The organism is Staphylococcus pettenkoferi (genome assembly GCF_002902685.1).
GTDB classification, from domain to species: domain Bacteria; phylum Bacillota; class Bacilli; order Staphylococcales; family Staphylococcaceae; genus Staphylococcus; species Staphylococcus pettenkoferi.
Genome location: NZ_PPRN01000065.1, coordinates 1 through 22,925 on the forward strand (window position 1 = coordinate 1; position 22,925 = coordinate 22,925).

Here is a 22,925-nt window from a genome sequence, read left to right on the forward strand (position 1 = left end):
TTGCAGTATATATATTATTATATGTACTTTATCCTGGTGGCGAGACAACTTCATTACTCAAAGCCACATTAGGTTTATAAGTTAAAATATTTCATAATAAAAGTCGAATTTCCTCGAAATCATTAGATCTCAGGAAATTCGACTTTTTTAGTTTGCTTAATATTAAAATTGCCATTCAGTCATACGAGCCATTGCGATAGTTATGTCATCTTACGACTCAATATAGCGACGTAAGTGCTTTGCTGTGACTGATTCTTCTACATCTAATAAGCCTTTTGGTTCGCCAGCGTATAACAGTCGACCGCCGCTCGCTCCAGCATATGGACCAATATCTACAATCCAATCTGCTTCAGTCATCATCGTTAAGTTATGTTCAATTAAGACCACAGTATTATTATCTTCAATTAATTTATTGAAGCATTCTACTAGTAATGGAATGTCATCTTCGTGTAAGCCTGTCGTAGGCTCGTCGAAGACAAAGATTTGATCTGACACACGGTGTGCAAGATATTTACTCAACTTCACACGTTGCATTTCACCGCCTGATAGTGTATCCATTGACTGTCCAAGTGTCATATAACCTAAACCTGTTTCAGCAAGTGCCCGTAAAGCTGTGACGACGGTTTCTTGTTCTTCGAAGAAATCAATCGCTTCTTCAACAGTTAAAGCGAGAATGTCCGCAATGGAGTAGCCATCGACTTTGGCCTCTAAGACTTCCGGTTTATAACGTGTGCCATGACAAACGTCACAAACTTGAGTGAAATCTGGCATAAAGGCAAGTTCAGTCTTAATGACACCTTTACCATGACATTCAGGGCAAGCACCAGCAGAATTGTAGCTGAATAAACTTTTTTTCAGTCCTGTTTGTTTACTAAAGAATGTACGCACTTCATCGAAGATATTTAAATAAGTTAAGAGATTGGAACGATTGGAAGCGTGCACACCTTTTTGATCGACATAAATCACATCTGATTGATTTTTCAAACCAGCAGAAATCAGAGAGGATTTACCTGAACCTGCAACGCCTGTGATGACGTTCAATACATCCTTGCGTAGTTTGACGGACACGTCTTTGATATTGTTACGAGAAATATGATTCAAGGCAATCCAATCATCGCTTTGGCGTGGTTGTGCTTTTAACTGATGCGTGCGACGTAAGGCTTGACCCGTACTCGTCTCAGACTTTAGTAATTCTTGATAGGTACCAGTAAAAGTAATTTCGCCACCGTGTGTACCTGCATAAGGCCCAAGGTCGATAATGTGGTCTGCATGTTTAATCACGTCAGGGTCATGTTCGACAACAAGCACTGTGTTACCTTTATCTTTAAGCGATTGAATGATCTCGTTGATACGTTGGATATCGTCAGGATGCAGTCCTACGCTAGGTTCATCGATGATATAAACCAAATCAGATAGTGGACTGTTCAAATGACGAATGAGTTTAATGCGTTGAGACTCTCCGCCAGATAATGTCGGTGTTTCACGACCGAGTGTTAAATAGTTTAAACCGATATAGCTTAAGGCCTTCAACTGAGCGAGTAACGGATTGATAATAAATTGTGCTTTGTCTGAGTTGAGTTGTTGTAAAAATTCGATTGCATCATCGATAGATAGATTGGTGAAATCAGCGATATCATATCCGTTAATTTTACATGACAACACGTCTTGATTGAGTCGTTTACCGTCACAATCTGGACAATGACGAGATGTTACCACACGGTCGATATCTTGTTTGAAACGTTGTTTTTCAAAGTTGTCATTGAGTAAGAACGAACGTCTGAAACGATGCACAAGTCCTTCGAATTTGGCTGTGCGTGGCCAATTCTCAGGTGGATTGGATAATTTGGTGGGCTCAGTATATAGGAACGTGTTGAGTTCATCTTCAGTATAATCTTTAAGCTTTTTATCATTGTCAAACAAACCTGTGTAAAGGTAACGCTTACCTCTCCAACTATCAGGACGGAAAGAAGGGAACTTAATCGCATCCTCGTTAAGTGATTTGTCGAAATCTAGTAGCTCGTTTAAATCGATATCTTCAACGTAGCCTAATCCTGAACAAGTCGGACACATCCCTTTCGGATTGTTGAAAGAGAAGATATCGGAATAGCCTACGAACGGTTCGCCGATACGCGACCACAGCAAACGTACGGACGCATAAATATCGGAAATAGTTCCTACCGTTGAGCGTGAATTACCTCCAAGACGCTTCTGATTGATAATCATCGCGACAGGAAGATGTTCGATTGCGTCCACATCAGCCTTAGCATATTGGACGAGTTGGTTCTGTATGTAAGTCGAATAAGATTCATTCAATAAACGCTCTGATTCTGCTGCTAGCGTGTTAAATACGAGGGAGGACTTTCCTGAACCAGAACGCCCTGTGAACACCGTGAGTTGATGTTTCGGTATTTCCAGGGAAATATCTTTCAAATTATTCTGTCTTGCTCCATGAACTTTAATTACTGACATATGATTCACTCCTTGGTGTGAGTATAACAAAGAAATCAGCTGATTCCGAGTAAAATTGGTTTCATTTTCAGTGAATATTTCTTATGCTTGAAATGATATGACTTTTGAACAGGGTTAAAGAATAATTAGGTGAGGTGAGATGAACATTGGGCAAGATGATATTAAAAATATTGGGTGTGATGGTCTTTATCGTCGTTATTGCTTATTTGTTCTATTCACCTCGTTTGAAGTTCGATGTCCTGGAGAACCCGAATAAGCACGCGAAACATAATGTGGAGCGTAAAAATGTCACCCCTTCTAATCAAGATGCGGAGAATAAACCACCAAAGTCAGGGATTGGCACATGGATTGGCAAAGATTTGGACAAACTAACGGATAAATTTGGTCAAGCAGATCGCGTTTATGCATATAAAAATGGTTTTAAAAATTACGTCTTCAAAAAGCATCATCAATACTATATCGTGACGGTTAAAAATGACATTATCAAATCGGTTTATGCGACAGGTAAAGACGTTAACGTTCAACCTGTAAAAATTATGGAAAACGGCTCGCACATTTTCGAAAATTTGAGCATCAATCCTGAGCCGAGTATAAAAGTGAATCATAAGCGCTACGATATCGAACTATCTGATGATGATATGAAGACGCAAGCGCTCGTGAAATTTGGTAAGAATTATGCGCAAATTTACATCGACCAACGTTCTAACAAGATTATGGCAGTGCGTTTCTTAGATAGCGAAGCACTCGTGAATTTTAAACCTTACCAAACTGTTGCAGCATCCAATGAGGAAGAGTTGAAGAACAAACACGACGCGTTGCCATATGAGCAGAATGCCAACCAATTGATGACCCTGTATGAAACGACGAATGAAATGCGTAATTTGAAAGGACTTGAGCCACTGAAGATCGATAATCAGATAGGTCATATTGCCTCATTTAACTTGTATGAAGCGGTGCGTGGAGGTCATGCGGAGTTTACCGAAGACGCCTTGACGGAGCAACTCAACGATCAGAATATCGCCTTTACTTCTACGAGTCAGAACGTCGGTTCAGATTTCAATGATGTTCCAACGCTGATTAATAGCTGGTTGAACTCAGATATCCACCGTTCGCGTATCTTGAACGCCAAGTATACGGACATGGGTGGCGATGTGAATAACGGTTACTATACTTTGATCTTTGTTGAAAAATAATTCGAGGAGGCGCAGTGATGATTACAGAACAGACATTAAATGTACTCGACGATATTGATGAGTTAAGTGATATGATACTCGATTCTTATATTTATCATGAATTTAAACAAGCGGAAGAAACATTAAACCGTGACGAAGAAGCGCACTTGTTATATCAAGCCTTTTTAAAATCTAAAGACCAATATAACGACATCTTACGCTTTGGAAAGTATCATCCTGACTATCAGAAGATCATGTTGGAAACACGTCGACGTAAACGTGCATATGAGATGTTGCCGTGTGTGATGGAATATAAGAAGAAAGAGGCAGAGTTACAAGGGCTCGTAGACCAAGTCATTACGAAGATTGCATATGCTGTGTCTGATAACGTGAAGATTGAAGCAGGTAATCCATTCTTCCAACAGCACAAAGGTGGTTGTGCTACTGGTGCATCATGTAAATGTTCACTTTGATATAAAGAGAACCGGAACGCTGAGGCTCGATTAGAGAATGATGAGAGCGAGAAAGCGTTCCGGTTTTTTAGTGTGATTATTTTTCAAGTAAGTTATGCATCTTTTTAAAACGATAAGCCAATTCGGGTTTATCAGTGACGAGTGTGTGCACGCCTTTAGCATACAAGTCGTTCATCAAATCAATATTGTTGATGCCGTAGAAACCAGGCACCACGTTAATGTGATTGAGCCACTGAATAAATTTAGACGATGTTAAGTTTATACCTTTAAATTGCGTAGGCATTTGGAAAGTATCAGCCATGGGTTTGAACGTTTCGCCAAGACCGCTAAAGCATTTCAAGAATCCGACTGTAACTTCTTTCTGGCTTGCACCTACAGCGACTTGGTTCTGTGAAATTTGCTTGAACTTACGTGTTTGGCGATCATCGAAGCTCGTCACGAGTACGCGATCTTCAGCATGATGTTGTTGAATGATTTCATACATACGTTGAGGAGCTTGAGCACCTAATGATTGGCTAGGGTCGTCTTTCAAGTCGACATTGACGAGATGGTTAGGATAAAGCTCTAGCAATTCGTCAAATGACAGAATACGCGCGTCAGAATGTCCGCGATAAGGATGGTTACCGTTAATATCTGTAAAGCGGTAACCTGCATCCAAGCGTTTCAATTCGTCGAGTGTATGTTCACTTACGAGTCCAGAGCCGTTAGTAGTACGATCTAGTGAAGCATCGTGGAAGACGACGAGCTGTAAATCTTTCGTTAAACGCACATCTGTTTCAAAGCCATCCAGCTGCATCTCTACCGCGCGATCGAAAGCAAGTTTCGTTTGTTCAGGACGTTCAAACATGCCACCGCGGTGAGCGAAGAGGTAAGGGCTTGGTTTGTCAAAGAACGGCGGGATGTGTTTGAGTGATTTATTTTTAGTAAAGTGTTTCGTTAGCATCAAGCTACCTACGACGCCTGCTGTACTGATTAAAGCGCCTTTAAGTAAGCGATTAATATGAGCCATATGATGACCTCCTCCTTGATTTATCTTTAGTTTAGCTGTCTAGATTAGTTTCCTCAATCATTACCCCTTTGGTGTATGGTTAAAATGAGATATAAAGATGATAAAGTGAATTGTAAGTTTCGTTAAATTCTCATTATTATGATACCCACATCTTTCTTCGGATTTATTATCTCAGCAAGACGTGATATTATATAAGGGCTACTAATTGGAGTGATGTATTTATGAATATCGTTTCCAGAGCGAGTTTAATCATCTATTTGAAGAATATGAAATATGTGCGACAACTCAAAAAGCATGGCCATGTAATCTACGTTAATCCACGACGTCATTATGTCATTATGTATGTTGAAGAAAGCCAAGCGGATCGCATCGTCACACAATTAATGAAACTCAAATATATTAATCATATTCAAGGCTCGCCGTATAAAAATTTAAAGAAAGTGTACGAAAAAGAAAAGCACGAATTATCTTAAATTACGTGCTCAACTCGCGATTTTTTCAACACTATTGTAAGGGTGGAATCCAGTTCTGTAGACGAAGTACACTCGTTAAATAGTTATAATATAATTCGAGTTCTGGATATTCTTCCGGAGCATGCACGTCGACTTCTTTAACCGGAATATTATAAGTTTTTGCATGTTCATTCAGCATTTCAAACTTTTTATTCGTTTCAGGGTAAGGATAGCGCACTGCATCTTGCATGAGATACATCGCTTGGAAGTGTTGTTCAGACGTTGGATTCATCACTAAGGCGACGGATGATAACTTCTTATCCGACAGTGGTGTGTGGAAATAGACCATCTTTGACACACGTTTAGCGTTATATTCCATAAGTGTCAGAAATTCAAATAAATCAGTGAGTCCATGTCCGATAGGTATAAATGATTGTTTCATGTTAAATCCTCCTCATGATTTAGCATTATATAGAAATTATACAGGGAAAGAAAGAGGGGTAACTATGAGAGTCATCGCAGGTATACATAAGAGTAAGGCTTTAGAAAGCTTGGAAGGGCGTACGACACGGCCGACGATGGATAAGGTGAAAGAAGGCATTTTTAACAGTCTGCAAGAGATTTCTGGCGTGGGGCTGGACCTCTTCGCAGGAAGTGGTGCTTTAGGCATTGAAGCGTTATCGCGTGGTATGGATAAAATGATCTTCATCGACCAGAATTTCAAAGCGTTTAAAGTAATTAAACATAACTTGAAATCTTTAGAGCTCGAAGATCAAGCTGAAGTTTATAAAAATAATGCCGCACGTGCATTGAAAATTCTTGCTAAACGCGAAATGCAATTTGATGTGATTTTCCTCGATCCACCTTACGAGAAAGGCCTCATTGACGAAGCGTTAGAAGCAATCGCATTATTTGATTTATTAAAGGAAAATGGTATTATCGTTTGTGAATTTAATCATCAAGAAGAAATTGATACAGGGAATTTCCAGGTGATTAAGCGTTACCACTATGGGTTAACAGATACAATGTTATTAGAAAAAGGAGAACAATATGACATTAACTAAGGCTGTCATTCCGGGAAGTTTCGATCCAATTACTTATGGGCATATCGATATTATTCAGAGAAGTGCGACTCGGTTTGATGAAATTTATGTATGTGTATTGAAGAATAGTAGTAAATCAGGACTTTTCTCGCTAGATGAACGCATCGCGCTCATTGAAGAATCAGTGAAAGATTTAGACAATGTTCAAGTTCATAACTTTAATGGTTTGCTCGTTGATTTCTGTACGAAGATTGGTGCGCAAACGATTATTCGTGGACTTCGCGCAGTAAGTGACTTTGAATATGAGTTACGCCTTACTTCTATGAATAAGAAGCTCAATGACGAAGTCGAAACGATGTATATGATGACGAGTACGAATTATTCATTCATCAGTTCAAGCGTTGTGAAAGAAGTGGCGCAATACAAAGCAAATGTGTCCGATTTCGTTCCTGAACATGTCGAACGCGCGTTAAACGACAAGTTTCGTAAGTTTGAGTAAGTGATCTTGCGTTTAGAATGTGGGGGCGACAGACGTCATTTTAATAGAATAGACTATAACAATAGAGTAGAACGTGAGTTAGGTTAGGGGAACCTTCACAGCTGTGCCATTAACCTAGAAACTCAGTTCTACTCTTTATTCGTGTGCAGGTTGTTTTAAAGCTCAATCTGTCCGTATTACAGGCGTGTTAAAGTCATCTTCTTTACAGCCCGAAACTAAATTATAAATTTGAGTTGCTCGGATTTCTGGTTTAAATAACGAAGCTGAACGTTGATTAATGTTGGTGATAAATTGACGTTCAGGGTAGCGTTTTTTAACTTGCTTTAAGTAACGTTGACCCGCTTGAGTCATACCTAAGATTCTCACGCCTTGAAGCGGTTGCTCGTGGTCGACATCTGACTTTTTCGTATTGAGAAGTACATGCATCAGCATACGTTGCAAATACGTCCGTGTATAACGCTTGGTTTTTAACTCGGAAATCAAACACTCAAAGTCCGTCGTTTGTTGATTAATGCGCTGCAGACGTGATTCCAAACCTTCGTTCACCATATAGATTTCTTCCAGTTCATCTGCAGTTTGTGCTGTTATCGCATAGTTAAGATAAGGGTAAAAGGCGTCCCATGACATCACTGGTGACTCGTACAACGGAATTAAATTTGTTGGTACAACTGAACGCCATTGCTCATCATCATTCATGAGCGCGTTTCGAATACTCGTTCCACTGGCAAAATAAGTGTCACGAATAGTTTGGTCGCGATGATGACTTTGTTGTCGCGGAAGAACATATGGGTCGATAGCCACACCTAAATCTTTAATCGCACGTATGTATGACAAACCTAACGTATTATTAGGGTGAGCGAGTATTTCTGAATGTGGAAATAGCTCATTGAGAATACGTGGGTAACTCTTTCCTTCCTTTAATTGTTCACGAATCTGTATCTGATATTGTTTAGAATTCAGCAGTCGAGCGAGCTCGTGAAATTGTTCTGGTTCAGCTGTTTCTGCCCCAAACAGAAGTGAGTTTGCTCCCATATAATCTGCAACTTTGACGCCCGTTCGAGCGAAGTACTCTCCGGCAGAAAGTGCGCCGTACACCGGCAGTTCCACTACGATATCCACATCATTTAACGCCATACGTGTACGCTGAAACTTTGAGTAAATCGCAGGTTCGCCACGCATGACGAAATTACCGCTCATAATCGCAATAGACACGTCGGCGCAAGTGCGTTTCTTAGCTTCTTGAGCATGATATTGATGCCCGTTATGGAAAGGGTTATATTCCGTAATCAACGCAACACTTTTCATTTGCATTTCTCCTTTATAGGACTCATCATAAGTATTGTATCAGAACTTCATGACACGATGCGACTTCGTGCTGGAACCTTCATTGTAAAGCGAAATTCGTGAGAGACAGATACCTTATTACTGTTAAGAAAATATCTTGACATCTTTTCCTTATAAAGTTAAAATAAATTTTGTGCTTGTTAGAGGTGAAGCCATATGAAATGGTCAATAACGCAATTACGTAAATATCAAGGTAAGCCATTTGACTTCGATCAAACGGTCACTTTTGATCATCTCAAAGACGCGTTAGGTTTAATTGATTTAACTCCAATCGATGTAGTTGGAACTCTTACAGTTAAATCGAAAGAGGTTATTGCAGATGTTCACATTACTGGAACGTACACGATGCCTTGTGCGAGAACACTTGACCCCGTTGAAGTTCCTTTAGATGTGAAGACGCAAGAAATCTTTGAGTTAGAACCTTTCGAGTTTGACGAAGATGAGGACAACGATGAGCATTATCATGACGCCACAGACGGTATGATTAATCTCAAAGATGTTGTTCAAGAAATTGTCGTTGTGGAAAAGCCAATGCGTGCTTTCTCAGAACACAGTGATCAAATGTTAACCGAAGGCAATGGTTGGGAAGTTATTGACGAAGATCAAGCTATTGAGCTCGAACAACAGAAAGAAGAGGAACAATCACGACAAGTTGATCCACGGCTTCAAAAATTACAACATTTATATGATGAAGAGCAATAGCAGTTTTTAATAATTTATAGTATAATGGATTATTGAATCTGACATTAATTGATTTTGTGTGTTAAATATAAGGAGGATTAAACATGGCAGTACCTAAAAGAAGAACGTCTAAGACTAGAAAAAATAAACGTCGTACGCATATCAAACTTTCAGCTCCTGGCATGACTGAATGCCCAAGCTGTGGTGAATACAAATTATCTCATCGCGTATGTAAAAACTGTGGTTCTTACAACGGTGAAGAAGTCGTATCTAAATAATAAGATATAGACTCAGTTGACTGTAATCGTTCAAAAATGGCGCTGCTAATTTTTGAACGATTTTTTTAATATAACAAGAAATGACAGTGCTCAGGATGTGAGAATATAGATGGAACAAATAACATCAACACAAAATAGTAAAGTGAAAGCTGCAAATAAACTGAAGAAGAAGAGAGAACGAGATAAGACAGGCTATGCACTCATCGAAGGATACCATCTCATCGAAGAAGCGATGGCGAGTGACATACAAATTGTGTCTTTGTTCTGTGTAGAGGCAGAACGTAAAGATGCAGCAATGTTGGAGTATGCGGATGCGGTTTACAAGATTAATTTGAAAGTGGCAGAACTACTCTCCGGGACAGTGACGCCCCAGGGCATCTTCGCTGTAATACAACAGCCCACCGTACAAGATCGTCAACCCTCTCAAGTGCTGTTGATTGATCGCATTCAAGATCCAGGTAATCTCGGAACGTTGATACGCACTGCAGATGCAGCAGGATTAGATATGGTAGTCTTGGAGAAAGGTAGCGCGGATCCCTATCAAGAGAAAGTGCTTCGTGCGAGTCAAGGTAGTGTCTTCCATCTTCCGATTATTCAGCGAGATTTACAGACCTTTATCGATGATTTTGAAGGGCCAGTTTACGGGACAGCACTACAAGATGCAGTAGAATATCAAACTGTAGAGCAACAAGATAAGTTTGCGCTCATACTAGGTAACGAGGGCGAGGGCATTAAGTCTGAGCTACTCGACCAGACGACACAGAATTTGACGATTCCCATTTATGGTCGCGCAGAAAGTCTCAATGTGGCGATCGCAGGAAGTATCTTGATCTACCATTTGAAAGGTTGACCCGCATTCAATGTATTAGATATAATAGTAACGATATTAGAAATGAATACTTTAGCTGATAAAAAGAAGTGAGCGACATAGCTCAGTTGTTCAGGGAGAATAACCGTGACTGCAAGTTATTCCAACTGACGTTCGTTCTTTCGTCTTTTTAGCTACTTAAAGAAATTTAAGTCGGATACCTATTCGTTATCAAGGTTGAGAAAAGTGTAAAGCAACGTAAGTAAAGACCGAGCCACTTAGATGGTGTGAACTGTGAATCGCTTATGATTTGCAACGATGCGTCATGCTTTATACTTAAAGTTGGGTGGTACCACGGAAACTTTCGTCCCATGTGCGGATGGAAGTTTTTTTATTTTGCACAAGAAAGTTAACTCACATCTACATAGAGTTGTAAATAGTGAAGGATTAAAGGAGAAGGAGGAACAGACATGGTTCAGAATGAAGAGATGTCTCAACTCAAACAGCAAGCGCTCGTAGATATTAACGAAGCGCATGATGCTCAAGCATTACAAAATGTCAAAGTGAAATATTTAGGTAAAAAAGGTTCAGTTTCAGGCTTAATGAAACATATGAAAGACCTTTCCAATGAAGAGAAACCAGCATATGGTCAACAAGTCAATGCGTTACGCCAAGCGATTCAAGACGAAATTGCTTCACGCGAAGAAGTGTTAGCGAATGAACAATTGGAAGCACAATTACGTGACGAGAAGATTGATGTGACGTTACCAAGTCGTCAAATCGCTTTAGGTGCGAAACATCCACTCACACGTACGATTGAAGAAATCGAAGACCTATTCCTCGGTTTAGGTTACGAAATCGTTGAAGGTTACGAAGTGGAACAAGATCATTACAACTTCGAAGCACTCAACTTACCGAAATCACATCCAGCACGTGATATGCAGGATAGCTTCTATATTACTGAAGAGACGTTGATGCGTACGCACACGTCACCTGTCCAAGCGCGTACGTTGGAGCAGCGCAATGGACAAGGTCCAGTGAAGATTATCTGTCCGGGTAAAGTGTACCGTCGTGATTCAGATGATGCGACACACAGTCATCAATTTACGCAAATTGAAGGGCTTGTCGTTGCTGAAGATATTAAAATGAGTGACTTAAAAGGAACGCTAGAATTATTAGCACGCGAGTTGTTCGGTGCAGACCGTGAAATTCGTTTACGTCCTAGTTACTTCCCGTTTACTGAACCGTCTGCTGAAGTCGATGTGTCATGCTTCAAGTGTAAAGGTGAAGGTTGTAACGTATGTAAACAAACAGGCTGGATTGAAGTCTTAGGTTCAGGTATGGTTCACCCGAATGTGCTTGAAATGGCTGGATTTGACTCTCAACGTTATTCAGGCTTTGCCTTTGGTCTCGGACCTGATCGTATTGCCATGTTGAAATATGGTATTGAAGACATTCGTCACTTCTATACAAGTGATGTCCGTTTCTTAGAACAATTTAAAGCAGTAGAAGATAGAGGTGAAGAAGAATGCTAATTTCTAAAGAATGGCTAAGTGAATACGTAACTGTAGAACAATCTGTAGAAGCCTTAGCAGAGAAGATTACACGTACAGGTATTGAAGTGGATGACATCGTCGACCTTACTGAAGGGCTTAAAAACCTTGTCGTGGGTTATGTTGAAGATATCCAACCTCATCCAAATGCCGACAAATTAAATATTTGCCAAGTGAATATCGGTGAAGAAGAAGCAGTACAAATTGTTTGTGGCGCGCCTAACGTTGACAAAGGCCAGACAGTGATTGTAGCTAAAGTAGGTGGGCGCTTACCAGGTGGCGTGAAGATCAAACGTGCCAAGTTGAGAGGCGAACGTTCTGAAGGTATGATTTGTTCACTACAAGAGATTGGCATTTCTAGTAACGTAGTACCTAAAGCATTCGAGGATGGCATTTATGTCTTTTCAACTGAAGTCGAACCTGGCACATCTGCTTTAGAAGCACTTTACCTAGAAGACCAAATGATGGAGTTTGACCTCACACCTAACCGTGCAGATGCGTTAAGTATGATCGGTACTGCTTATGAGGTAGTAGCCTTATACGACCAAGAATTGCATAAACCGACACATCAACCGACGACAGAAGAAGGTTCTGCAGACTCAGAGCTTTCTGTCACAGTCGAAGATGAAGATAAAGTTCCTTATTATAGCGTACGTGTAGTTAAAAATGTGACGATTGAACCTTCTCCATTATGGATGCAAATGCGCTTAATTAAAGCAGGTATTCGACCAATCAATAATGTAGTCGACATTTCTAATTACGTCTTATTAGAATACGGTCAACCGTTGCACATGTTCGACCAAGATCAAATCGGTTCAGACTACATCGCTGTACGTCAAGCTAAGGAAGACGAAACAATCACAACGCTTGATGATCAACAACGTGAACTTGAAACAGGCGACATCGTCATTACGAACGGTCAAGAACCCATTGCGATTGCAGGTATCATGGGTGGCGACTTCTCAGAGGTCTCTGACAACACACGTAACGTCGTGATTGAAGGTGCCATCTTTGACCCTGTATCTATCCGCCATACTTCTCGTCGTTTGAACTTACGTAGCGAGTCTTCAAGTCGTTTTGAAAAGGGCATTGCAACAGAATTTGTTGATGAAGCAGTCGATCGTGCTACTTACTTACTTGAACAATACGCTGACGGTACCGTTCAACAAGGTCGCGTAGCAGTAGGTGACTTAGGGGACTTTGAGACACCGATTAATATCACGGTTGATAAAGTGAATCGGACTATTGGATTTGATTTATCTGCCGACGATATTGAGGCGATTTTTAACCAACTTGGTTTCAGAACTGAGCGTCAAGATGATGCGTTCACAGTATATGCGCCGTCTCGCCGTAAAGATATTTCAATTCAAGAAGATTTAATCGAGGAAATCGCACGTATTTACGGTTACGATGCATTACCGTCTACGTTACCTGTCTTCAAACAAGTGACTCATGGTGAATTGACGGACAAGCAAGCGAAGACGCGTACGATCAAAGCTACACTTGAAGGTGCAGGTCTCAATGAAGCGATCAATTACTCACTTACATCCAAAGCACATGCGCGTGATTATGCATTAACAGACCGTCCAACGATTGATCTCTTGATGCCGATGAGTGAAGCGCATGCGACGTTACGACAAAGTCTCATTCCTCATCTAATTGATGCGACAGCTTATAACATTGCGCGTAAAAATCACGATGTGCGTTTATACGAATTAGGTAGAGTATTCTTCGGTAATGGCGAAGGTGACTTGCCAGACGAAGTGACGTACTTAAGTGGTATTATGACAGGCAATTACGTGGTTAATAAATGGCAAGGTAAACAAGAAGAAATTGACTTCTTTATTGCTAAAGGTGTAGTTGACCGTATTGCAGAGAAATTAGATTTAACCTTTAACTATGAAGCGGCTGAAATGGATGGGCTACATCCTGGCCGAACAGCACGCGTGAAATTAGAGGATGATGTCATCGGTTTCGTTGCTGAATTACATCCTCAAGTTGAAAAAGATAATGACTTGAAACGTACGTATGTCTTCGAACTCAATTATGATCGTTTAATGGAAGAAACAGTTGGTTTCATCAACTATAAACAAATACCACGTTACCCAGGTGTTTCTCGTGATATTGCGTTAATGGTCAATCCTGATAAACCATCATCTGAAATTATTCAAGTGATTCGTGAACATGGCGAAGATATCCTTCAGAATGCTGAAGTCTTCGACGTTTACGAAGGTGAACACGTAGCTGAAGATGAGAAATCAATTGCTATTCGACTTTCTTATCTTGATACTGAAAATACTTTAACAGATGAACGAGTGAATGGTGTTCATGATGAAATCTTGAAAGCACTTGAAGAAATGGGTGCGACAATTCGTTAATATGTCGAAGTTGTACTTATGATATTGCGTCTTCATTCAATACATGAGTGTCTAATAAGACGATAACTTCAGAAATGCTAACTCAATATATCAATTAAGCCACCTACTAATCGGAGTGATGATTAGCGGGTGGCTTGTTGTTTGGTGATGTTGATATTATCTTAAGGAGATTTATGATTGAGAATTCGTGAATTGAAAGCTGCGTATTAGCGACGTTTTTGCTCTACTAAACTCAAGGCTTTGTCACGGTTGGCGAAATGCTTTTTCGTCACTTGATCTAGCTGTGCTATGCCTAAGCGGTTGATGATTCGCGCCGCACAGAGATCTACTTTTTTACTCGCACCTTTAATCACTGAAGTGTTGAGCTGTTTAGAAATATGATCCATGTGTTTGACGAAAGCATAACGAGAGATAATGCTTGCTGCAGCGATAGCAATGGATTTCGATTCGCCTTTCGTTTCGAAATGTGTCTTGTCAGGCAAAGGAATATCCGTCAGTGCATAGCGTTTATAAACACCTGGTTGCGCAAATTGGTCGACGACGATGTAATCCAGTTCTTCAGAGTCAATGCGAGACAGCACGTTTTTAATCGCTTCATTATGTAGGACGGCTTTCATCTTCACTTGCGACCAACCTTGAGCTTGGCGTTCGTTGTATTTCGGATTATCGAGTACGAGCAATGAATGTGGAATAAAGGTCACAAGCTGTTCGGCTAGTTCTACAATTTTATCATCTGTTAACTTTTTAGAATCATCAACGCCGAGTGTCTTCAGGACTTGTGCATTTTTGTCAGATATATAGGCAGCACAGACAGTGAGTGGACCGAAGTAATCGCCACTGCCAGCTTCATCACTCCCGATACAACTGTATTGATTAAATTGAGGATGTGATGATTTTTTGGATTTCTTTGCTGTTTGTTTCTTAGGTTGTGCAGAGGCGTTAGGTAGCAGCGATTGCGCGAGTTGTTCAGCATTTTTACCTTGAAACATCACTTTGTTGGAGTTATACACCGAGATCGTTGTGCCTTGATGTTTCTTTCGCGCTTTCATACCTTGGGGTAAGCCAGTCTTGTCAAATTGGAGTTGGTCTAGTAAATGATTGATTTCCTGAGCTGTGACTTTTTTTACAACGTTTGTCATGACATGATCCTCGCTTTATGTAATATTATAGCCTGTTCATTGTATCATAGTGCGTTGTTATACAGATACGAGTTTGAGTAAAATGCTTGTTTCAAATATATCTCTCTCGACCACAACTCTACGTTTTACGTCAACTACATTTAATTTTCTTAAAGAGATAATGACAACTACTTACATAATAGAGAGCTGTCGTGTATAATAGTTCGTGATAAATATTTTACGATAATGAATTTAAATTTGAGATATATTACGAGTTATCAAGATATTATAAAGAGTCAGGAGTTAGATTATGGGAGAGTTCAAGAATCGCATTAATGTTACTATCAATGACCAGCACTATACAATCGTAGGGGAGGACAACCCTGAACACATTCGACACGTCGCACATCTCGTCGACGAGAAATTGAAAGAACTAGGTAGTAGAAGTGCAGGATTAGATACGACGCGTAAAGCTATTCTCACTGCGGTGAATGTCATGCACGAGAAAGTACAGCTTGAAGAGGAGAATCGTCGCTTAGAACAAGAAATCCAACAGTTGAAACATAAAGATCACGAATGATTCTAGATATTATACTTATCCTGTTTCTACTGATTGTTGGAACAAGTGGCTTCCGTAATGGATTATGGCTAAGTCTCATCAACTTTGTCTGTAGTGTGGTAGCCGTCTTTCTCGGCTACAAATTCTATATACAAGTTGCGCATAAATTAGATTTATTCATTCCATTTCCTAAGACGAAAGCTTATGATATGACGTATGCCTTTGAATTTAGCAATCTACAACAACGGTTCAATGATGTGATTGCTTTCATCATCGTGGTCTTTATTGCGCGATTGATATTGCATATCGTCATCGGCGTATTTGGTAATATGATGCAGTCAGGACGTAGTGCGTTGCTCAGTCGTCTGTTGGGAGTGATTCCGAGCATCGTTATTGCACTATTTATAGCCGCACTAGGCGTCTATATTATTGCTTTATATCCTGATGAGCATCTACAACATCAATTAGCTACATCGAAACTCGCAGAATTGATTCTTTATCACATTCCTTATATCTCAAACTTTATACAGCACTTATAAATATGATGCAGAAATGTAACGGTCAGGGCATGTGTTATTTTGCGACATAGTGAAATAACGCTACGTCGTCTTGACCTTTTTCTATGAGGTGATCCTAATGACGAAGAAAGATGTTATTCAATTACTAGGACGAATTGCAACTTATATGGAACTTAAAGGGGAGAACACGTTCAAAGTCTCTGCCTATCGTAAAGCTGCCCAATCGTTGGAGATCGATGAACGCACTTTAGACGAAATCGATGATGTGACTGAGTTGAAAGGTATCGGTAAAGGCGTTGGGGAGGTAATCAACGAATATCGTGAAACAGGAGCGTCTAGCACGCTCAAAGCTTTACAGGGCGAGGTGCCTGAAGGTCTAATTCCGTTACTTAAGATTCAAGGTTTAGGTAGTAAAAAGATTTCTAAACTCTATAAAGAACTAAATATTACTGATAAAGCTTCCTTACAAAAAGCATGCGAAGCAGGTAAAGTCAGTGAACTGAGTGGTTTTGCTAAGAAGACAGAACAGAATATATTAGAAGCAGTAAAAGCGTTAGGTGCGAAAAAGGATAAGTATCCAATCGACCTGATGCGTGGTTTAAGTCGTGAAATTAACCACTATTTAGAGCAACTCACTGATATCGAACAATTTGAAGTTGCGGGTAGCTTTAGACGTTTTAAAGAAGAAAGTAAAGACTTAGATTACATTATAAGTACCACTAATCCTGATAGTGTCCAACAGCAATTGCTTGAAATTCCTAATAAAGTTAAAGAAGTTGCAGTAGGACAAACGAAGATTTCGCTCGAACTCACGTACGATGATGAAACGATTGGCGTCGATTTCCGCTTGATTGAACCGGCTGCTTTTTACCATACGCTACAGCATTTCACTGGATCTAAAGATCACAACATCCGTATACGTCAGCTTGCTAAAGAAAGAGATGAGAAGATTAGCGAATATGGTATTGAGACAGCATCTGGCGAATTGATTCAGTATCAAAGTGAAGCGGAGATTTACGAACACTATGGCCATGACTGGATTGCGCCTGCGTTGCGAGAAGATGGTAGTGAATTCGACAAAGACTTATCCGAGATCATCCAGTTAGACGACATTCGTGGTGATATTCATATGCATACGACAGCGAGCGATGGTGCGATGAGTCAACGTGAAATGGTCGAAGCGAATATTGCGAAGGGCTACGAATTTATGATGATAACAGACCACTCTCGTAGCTTGAAAGTAGCGAACGGACTTTCTGCGGAACGTTTGTTGCGTCAACATGAAGAGATTCAGCAGCTCAATGAGGAATATCCAGAAATCGATATTTATTCAGGCACGGAAATGGACATTCTTCCAGATGGCAGCATGGATTATGACGATGAAGTGTTAGCTCAGCTCGATTACGTGATTGCGTCCATCCATCAGAGTTTCAATCAGTCTCAAGAGGATATTATGCATCGTTTAGAGCAAGCATGTCGCAACCCTTACGTACGTCATATCGCACATCCAACAGGTCGAATTATTGGTAAAAGACCAGGGTACGAACCTGATATTGAGCAACTGTGTCAACTTGCAGAAGAAACAGGAACCGTGCTCGAAATTAACGCGAATCCGAAACGATTAGATTTAAATGCTAAAGTAGTGCGTCAACATCCTAACTTGATGCTGACAATTAATACAGATGCGCATCATACGGACCACTTAGAGTTCATGAAGTACGGTGTCGCAACTGCGCAGAAGGGATTTGTTCAGAAATCTCGTGTGATCAATACATTTTCTCGAGAAGCATTTAAGGATTTTGTAAAAGGCGAGAAAAATAAGAAATAGAGGGATTGTATGAGACAAAAATCATTAGATGTCTTAGAATTCGATAAGATTAAAGCAATGGTTGAACAAGAAGCGGTCAGTGACTTGGGACAAGTTAAAGCACGCGAAATGTCTCCTCAAGTCGATCGTTCAACTGTCATATTTCAAATGGATGAAACAGATGAAATCGCTCAAATCTATAATAAATTACGCTTACCCAGTCTCAGTGGTTTAGCGCAAATCAAACCACTTATACGTCGTGCTCAAATTGGCGGGGTCTTGAATGTCACAGAACTGAATACGATTAAACGTTTGATTCAAGTTCAGAATCAATTCAAGACATTTTACGCACAATTGTTGGAAGACGATGAGGAGGTTGTGCACTACCCCATCCTGCATGAACGGATGAATGAACTTCCAGTGCTCACAGACTTGTATCGTACGATTCATGATAAATGTGATGCGCACGATTTATATGACCATGCGAGTACGACACTTCAAAGTATTCGTAGCAAGATTTCTAGCACGTCACATCGTATACGTCAGAATTTAGATCGGATCGTTAAAAGTCAATCGAATCAGAAGAAACTGTCAGATGCGATTGTGACGGTAAGAAATGATCGTAACGTTATTCCAGTCAAAGCGGAGTATCGCCAAGATTTCAACGGTATCGTGCATGACCAATCATCTTCGGGGCAAACACTTTATATCGAGCCTTCATCTGTAGTGGAGATGAATAACCAAATCAGTCGCCTGCGTAACGATGAAGCGGTAGAACGCGAGCGTATCTTAACTGAACTGACAGCCGAGGTCGCTGCAGATGCAGATGGCTGCTTAACAGCTGAGCAAATTATGGGGCAAATCGACTTCCTGACAGCGAAAGCGCGTTATGCTCGGAAGATTAAAGCGACGAAACCTGAGTTTACTGAGGATCGTTCTGTCTACTTGCCGAAAGCATTCCATCCTCTGTTAGATCAAGAGACGGTAGTAGCCAATACGATTGAGTTCGCAGAGGACGTTGAAACCGTGATTATTACTGGTCCCAACACAGGTGGTAAGACGGTTACGCTCAAGACGTTAGGTCTCATTATTATTATGGCGCAGGCAGGTCTACTGATTCCTACATTAGATGGAAGTAAGTTAGGTATTTTTGAAAATGTGTACTGTGATATCGGTGACGAACAATCTATTGAGCAGTCGCTATCTACTTTCTCTTCTCATATGAAAAATATTGTTTCTATCCTTGAAGAAGCGACACCGAATAGCTTAATTCTCTTCGATGAACTCGGTGCAGGTACGGATCCAAGCGAAGGTGCAGCATTGGCGATGAGTATCCTAGATTACGTACACGATATCGGTTCACTCGTGATGGCAACGACGCACTATCCAGAGCTAAAGGCGTATAGCTATAATCGAGAAGGTGTGATGAATGCGAGTGTGGAATTCGACGTAAATACGTTAAGTCCGACATACAAATTGTTGATGGGCGTGCCGGGACGTTCAAACGCTTTTGATATTTCTAAAAAGCTCGGGTTAGGTATGAAGATTATATCTAAAGCGAAAACGATGATTGGACATGATGAACAAGAAATTAATAATATGATTGAATCACTCGAGAAGAACTCTAAACGTGTGGATGAACAACGTATTGAACTTGATCGACTTTTACGAGAAGCACAAGACACACACGATGATTTAGAGCAACACTACAAGAAATTCAAGAATTATGAACAACATCTCATGAACGAAGCCCGCGACAAGGCAAACCAACGCGTGAAAGCTGCGACGAAAGAAGCCGACCAAATATTGAAAGACCTACGTCACATGCGTGATAAAAAAGGTGCGGACGTTAAAGAACACGAACTCATCGACAAGAAAAAGCATCTTGAAGATCAATACGAAGAGAAATCACTCAAAAAAGATGTTAAAAAGCAAAAATGGGATGAAATTCGTGCGGGCGACGAAGTGAAAGTCTTAACATACGGCCAAAAAGGTGAAGTGTTAGAACTCGTAGGCGATGATGAAGCGGTCGTTCAAATGGGTATTATTAAGATGAAATTACCGCTCAAAGATTTAGAGAAAAAGAAAAAAGAGAAACAGCAACCTACTAAAATGGTTAAACGTCACAATCGACAAAATGTGAAGATGGAACTCGATTTACGAGGTTATCGCTATGAAGAAGCGTTAGTAGAACTCGATCAATATTTAGATCAAGCCGTACTCAGCAATTATGAGCAAGTTTATATTATTCATGGTAAAGGTACGGGGGCTTTACAAAAAGGCGTGCAAGAACACTTGAGACGACATAAAAGTGTGGCCTCATATCGTAATGGAATGCCAAGTGAAGGTGGCTTCGGAGTGACAGTGGCGCAGTTGAAATAATGTTGAGCAATAGGTATGCAGTAACGGTGAAATTCTGTTATAATTTCCACATCATTTGAAATTAAGGAGGATTGGCATTTATGGCAATCGTAAAAGTAACTGATTCTAACTTTGATGAAAACATTCAATCAGGCGTAAACTTAGTTGATTTCTGGGCAACTTGGTGTGGACCATGTAAAATGATTGCACCAGTTTTAGAAGAACTTGCTGAAGACTTTGATGGAAAAGCAAACATTTTAAAATTAGACGTAGATGAAAATCCATCAACAGCAGCTAAATTTGAAGTAATGAGTATTCCAACATTAATCTTATTCAAAGATGGTGAACCTGTAGATAAAGTTGTAGGGTTCCAACCTAAAGAGAACTTAGCTGAAGTAATTGAGAAACATCTATAATTTAATGACGACCCAGTAGGCTGAGACATCACGATGTTTCAGCCTTTTTTAACTGTAAGATGATAAGAGAAATTTAATAACAGTCGTCTAAAGTTGAGATACAAGGGTATGATGCTAACGTAATGCTCTGGGAATAGTATCCCAGGCTTATTTGTGCGGAATAAACCACGCTTTGAGAAGGGAGGTACATGATGGAAACATATAAGGAAGAAATTAAGAATAAGTTGTCGGTCGTACCGATGGAGCCAGGTTGCTACTTGATGAAAGATCGTAACGACCAAGTGATTTATGTGGGAAAAGCGAAGAAACTGCGTAATCGTTTGCGTTCCTACTTCACGGGTGCGCATGATACGAAAACAACACGGCTCGTGGCAGAAATTCGCAACTTCGAATTTATCGTGACTTCTGATGAGACAGAATCTTTATTATTAGAACTGAATTTAATTAAACAATATCAACCTCGTTATAATATTTTGCTAAAAGATGATAAAAGCTATCCTTTTATTAAGATTACGAAAGAGAAATACCCACGTCTTGTCGTGACCCGCAGAGTTAAGAAAGGGACAGGAAAATATTTCGGGCCTTATCCAAATGCTTACTCTGCGCAAGAAACGAAGAAGTTGTTGGATCGCATTTATCCATTCCGCAAATGTGACAAAATGCCGGATAAACTTTGTCTTTATTATCATATTGGTCAATGTCTCGGACCGTGTGTCTATGACGTAGACTTAGAAAAATATGCAGAAATGACGCGTGAAATTAGCGATTTCTTAAATGGTGAAGACCAGACCATTTTAAAAAATCTCGAAAATCGCATGCAACAAGCGAGTGAAGATTTAGATTTCGAACAAGCGAAAGAATATCGAGACTTGATTCAGCATATCCATAATCTCACGCGTAAACAAAAGATTATGTCACCCGACAAATCTACACGCGATGTCTTTGGCTACAGTGTGTCTAAGGGCTGGATGTGTGTGCAAGTCTTCTTTATTCGTCAAGGAAATATGATTAAACGCGATGCGACGATGATTCCTTTGCAGCAAACTGAAGAAGAGGAATTCTATACGTTTATCGGTCAATTCTACGAACTCAACCAGCACTTATTGCCAAAAGAAGTTCATGTGCCGAAGAATTTAGATAAAGATATCATTAAATCAGTGGTAGATACTAAGATTGTGCAACCCGTTCGTGGTAAAAAGAAAGAAATGGTCGATCTGGCTAATCACAACGCAGAAGTATCACTGGATAACAAATTTGAACTTATCGCGCGAGATGAATCACGTACAGTGAAAGCAATCGAAGAGTTAGGCGACCGTATGGGTATTCAAACACCTATACGAATTGAAGCGTTTGATAACTCGAATATTCAAGGGGTCGACCCTGTATCCGCTATGGTGTCTTTCGTCGATGGTAAACCTAACAAGAAAGGCTATCGGAAGTATAAGATTAAGACTGTAGAAGGTCCTGATGACTACAAATCGATGCGCGAAGTCGTGCGTCGGCGTTATACACGTGTGCTCATTGAGGGTACGCCGTTACCTGATTTAATCATCGTTGACGGTGGTAAGGGACACATGAGTGGCGTGATCGATGTGCTCGAGAATGAGTTAGGTCTGGATATTCCGGTTGCAGGTTTGCGTAAAAATGACAAACACCGTACGTCTGAAATTCTTTATGGTGAACAAGCTGAAGTTGTGCCATTGAAGAAGAATAGTCAGGCCTTTTATCTACTCCAGCGTATTCAAGATGAAGTGCATCGTTTCGCGATTACTTTCCATCGTCAGACGAGACAGAAATCCGGTTTGAAATCTGTGCTTGATACTGTTGAAGGTATAGGGGCGAAACGTAAGACGCGCCTCTTGCGTACTTTCGGCTCTATTAAAAAGATGCGAGAAGCGCCAATTGAAGATTTGAAAGGCGCAGGTTTACCACAAAAGGTTGCAGAAAACCTACAAGCAGCTTTAGAGGAGAAAAAATCTTAAATTTT

21 protein-coding genes and 1 pseudogene are annotated in these 22,925 nt (G+C 40.3%); 17 read left to right on the plus strand and 5 right to left on the minus strand.

Annotated features, from left to right (window positions below; all coding sequences use genetic code 11):
• Positions 1-80, plus strand: a pseudogene (locus CD126_RS10700) (DUF420 domain-containing protein); the annotation flags it as partial.
• 130 nt (positions 81-210) lie between these two features.
• On the opposite strand, the gene CD126_RS10705 reads toward CD126_RS10700, so the two are convergent.
• The gene (locus tag CD126_RS10705; RefSeq protein WP_103370487.1) at positions 211-2,469 is read right to left on the minus strand and encodes an ATP-binding cassette domain-containing protein; all 2,259 of its coding nucleotides are present in this window, start codon (positions 2,467-2,469) and stop codon (positions 211-213) included.
• 146 nt (positions 2,470-2,615) lie between these two features.
• Between CD126_RS10705 and CD126_RS10710 the strand changes: the two genes are divergently transcribed.
• A complete protein-coding gene (locus tag CD126_RS10710) occupies positions 2,616-3,662 on the plus strand; it encodes a CAP-associated domain-containing protein (RefSeq protein ID WP_049406949.1) in 1,047 nt (348 codons plus the stop codon).
• 17 nt (positions 3,663-3,679) lie between these two features.
• Entirely contained in the window at positions 3,680-4,114 is a 435-nt protein-coding gene (locus CD126_RS10715) for a YlbF/YmcA family competence regulator (RefSeq protein WP_049406952.1), read from the plus strand.
• Positions 4,115-4,190: 76 nt separating this feature from the next.
• Here the strand turns inward: CD126_RS10715 and CD126_RS10720 are convergent, their stop codons facing one another.
• Positions 4,191-5,123, minus strand: a complete 933-nt coding sequence (locus CD126_RS10720; protein WP_103370488.1) for a glycerophosphodiester phosphodiesterase family protein — start codon at positions 5,121-5,123, stop codon at positions 4,191-4,193.
• Between the two features lie 221 nt (positions 5,124-5,344).
• Here CD126_RS10720 and CD126_RS10725 point away from each other — a divergent pair, with 221 nt between their 5' ends.
• Complete coding sequence (locus CD126_RS10725) at positions 5,345-5,596, plus strand: DUF2129 domain-containing protein (protein ID WP_049406958.1); 252 nt, start codon at positions 5,345-5,347, stop codon at positions 5,594-5,596.
• A gap of 31 nt (positions 5,597-5,627) precedes the next feature.
• Here CD126_RS10725 and CD126_RS10730 read toward each other — a convergent pair whose 3' ends face one another.
• Positions 5,628-6,017 carry a DUF7147 family protein gene (locus CD126_RS10730; RefSeq protein ID WP_049406961.1) on the minus strand — a complete coding sequence of 130 codons (390 nt, stop codon included), beginning with the start codon at positions 6,015-6,017 and terminating at the stop codon, positions 5,628-5,630.
• 64 nt (positions 6,018-6,081) lie between these two features.
• On the opposite strand from CD126_RS10730, the gene rsmD reads away from it, so the two are divergent.
• Together rsmD and coaD are read left to right on the plus strand one after the other, a co-directional pair.
• Positions 6,082-6,639, plus strand: a complete 558-nt coding sequence (gene rsmD, locus CD126_RS10735) for a 16S rRNA (guanine(966)-N(2))-methyltransferase RsmD (protein WP_049406963.1) — start codon at positions 6,082-6,084, stop codon at positions 6,637-6,639.
• Positions 6,626-7,117 (plus strand): pantetheine-phosphate adenylyltransferase, encoded by a 492-nt coding sequence (gene coaD / locus CD126_RS10740; RefSeq protein WP_103370489.1) that lies wholly within the window; start codon positions 6,626-6,628, stop codon positions 7,115-7,117. Before rsmD ends, coaD begins: the two co-directional genes overlap by 14 nt.
• A gap of 162 nt (positions 7,118-7,279) precedes the next feature.
• Here the strand turns inward: coaD and CD126_RS10745 are convergent, their stop codons facing one another.
• Positions 7,280-8,422, minus strand: a complete 1,143-nt coding sequence (locus CD126_RS10745; RefSeq protein ID WP_049406968.1) for a nucleotidyltransferase — start codon at positions 8,420-8,422, stop codon at positions 7,280-7,282.
• 195 nt (positions 8,423-8,617) lie between these two features.
• Here CD126_RS10745 and CD126_RS10750 point away from each other — a divergent pair, with 195 nt between their 5' ends.
• From CD126_RS10750 to pheT, 5 genes are all read left to right on the plus strand, one after another.
• Positions 8,618-9,163, plus strand: coding sequence for a YceD family protein (locus tag CD126_RS10750; protein WP_070502938.1), 546 nt, complete (start codon positions 8,618-8,620; stop codon positions 9,161-9,163).
• 83 nt (positions 9,164-9,246) lie between these two features.
• The gene (rpmF, locus tag CD126_RS10760; RefSeq protein WP_002472844.1) at positions 9,247-9,420 is read left to right on the plus strand and encodes a 50S ribosomal protein L32; all 174 of its coding nucleotides are present in this window, start codon (positions 9,247-9,249) and stop codon (positions 9,418-9,420) included.
• A gap of 109 nt (positions 9,421-9,529) precedes the next feature.
• Positions 9,530-10,270, plus strand: a complete 741-nt coding sequence (locus CD126_RS10765) for a TrmH family RNA methyltransferase (protein ID WP_049406976.1) — start codon at positions 9,530-9,532, stop codon at positions 10,268-10,270.
• Between the two features lie 428 nt (positions 10,271-10,698).
• The gene (gene pheS, locus CD126_RS10770; RefSeq protein WP_103370490.1) at positions 10,699-11,763 is read left to right on the plus strand and encodes a phenylalanine--tRNA ligase subunit alpha; all 1,065 of its coding nucleotides are present in this window, start codon (positions 10,699-10,701) and stop codon (positions 11,761-11,763) included.
• Positions 11,757-14,159, plus strand: coding sequence for a phenylalanine--tRNA ligase subunit beta (gene pheT / locus CD126_RS10775; protein WP_103370491.1), 2,403 nt, complete (start codon positions 11,757-11,759; stop codon positions 14,157-14,159). Before pheS ends, pheT begins: the two co-directional genes overlap by 7 nt.
• A gap of 206 nt (positions 14,160-14,365) precedes the next feature.
• Here the strand turns inward: pheT and rnhC are convergent, their stop codons facing one another.
• Positions 14,366-15,298, minus strand: a complete 933-nt coding sequence (gene rnhC / locus CD126_RS10780; protein WP_103370492.1) for a ribonuclease HIII — start codon at positions 15,296-15,298, stop codon at positions 14,366-14,368.
• A 289-nt stretch (positions 15,299-15,587) separates the two neighbouring features.
• Here rnhC and zapA point away from each other — a divergent pair, with 289 nt between their 5' ends.
• The 6 genes from zapA to uvrC all read left to right on the plus strand — a co-directional run bounded on the left by zapA (position 15,588) and on the right by uvrC (position 22,920).
• Complete coding sequence (zapA, locus tag CD126_RS10785) at positions 15,588-15,857, plus strand: cell division protein ZapA (protein ID WP_002472867.1); 270 nt, start codon at positions 15,588-15,590, stop codon at positions 15,855-15,857.
• The gene (locus tag CD126_RS10790) at positions 15,854-16,375 is read left to right on the plus strand and encodes a CvpA family protein (RefSeq protein ID WP_049406984.1); all 522 of its coding nucleotides are present in this window, start codon (positions 15,854-15,856) and stop codon (positions 16,373-16,375) included. Before zapA ends, CD126_RS10790 begins: the two co-directional genes overlap by 4 nt.
• A gap of 97 nt (positions 16,376-16,472) precedes the next feature.
• Positions 16,473-18,182 (plus strand): DNA polymerase/3'-5' exonuclease PolX, encoded by a 1,710-nt coding sequence (gene polX, locus CD126_RS10795; RefSeq protein WP_103370493.1) that lies wholly within the window; start codon positions 16,473-16,475, stop codon positions 18,180-18,182.
• A 9-nt stretch (positions 18,183-18,191) separates the two neighbouring features.
• On the plus strand, positions 18,192-20,543 hold the full coding sequence (locus CD126_RS10800; protein ID WP_049406990.1) for an endonuclease MutS2: 2,352 nt from the start codon (positions 18,192-18,194) through the stop codon (positions 20,541-20,543).
• Between the two features lie 80 nt (positions 20,544-20,623).
• A complete protein-coding gene (gene trxA, locus CD126_RS10805) occupies positions 20,624-20,938 on the plus strand; it encodes a thioredoxin (protein WP_002472830.1) in 315 nt (104 codons plus the stop codon).
• Between the two features lie 191 nt (positions 20,939-21,129).
• Positions 21,130-22,920 carry an excinuclease ABC subunit UvrC gene (gene uvrC, locus CD126_RS10810; RefSeq protein ID WP_103370494.1) on the plus strand — a complete coding sequence of 597 codons (1,791 nt, stop codon included), beginning with the start codon at positions 21,130-21,132 and terminating at the stop codon, positions 22,918-22,920.
• Positions 22,921-22,925: the final 5 nt, after the last annotated feature.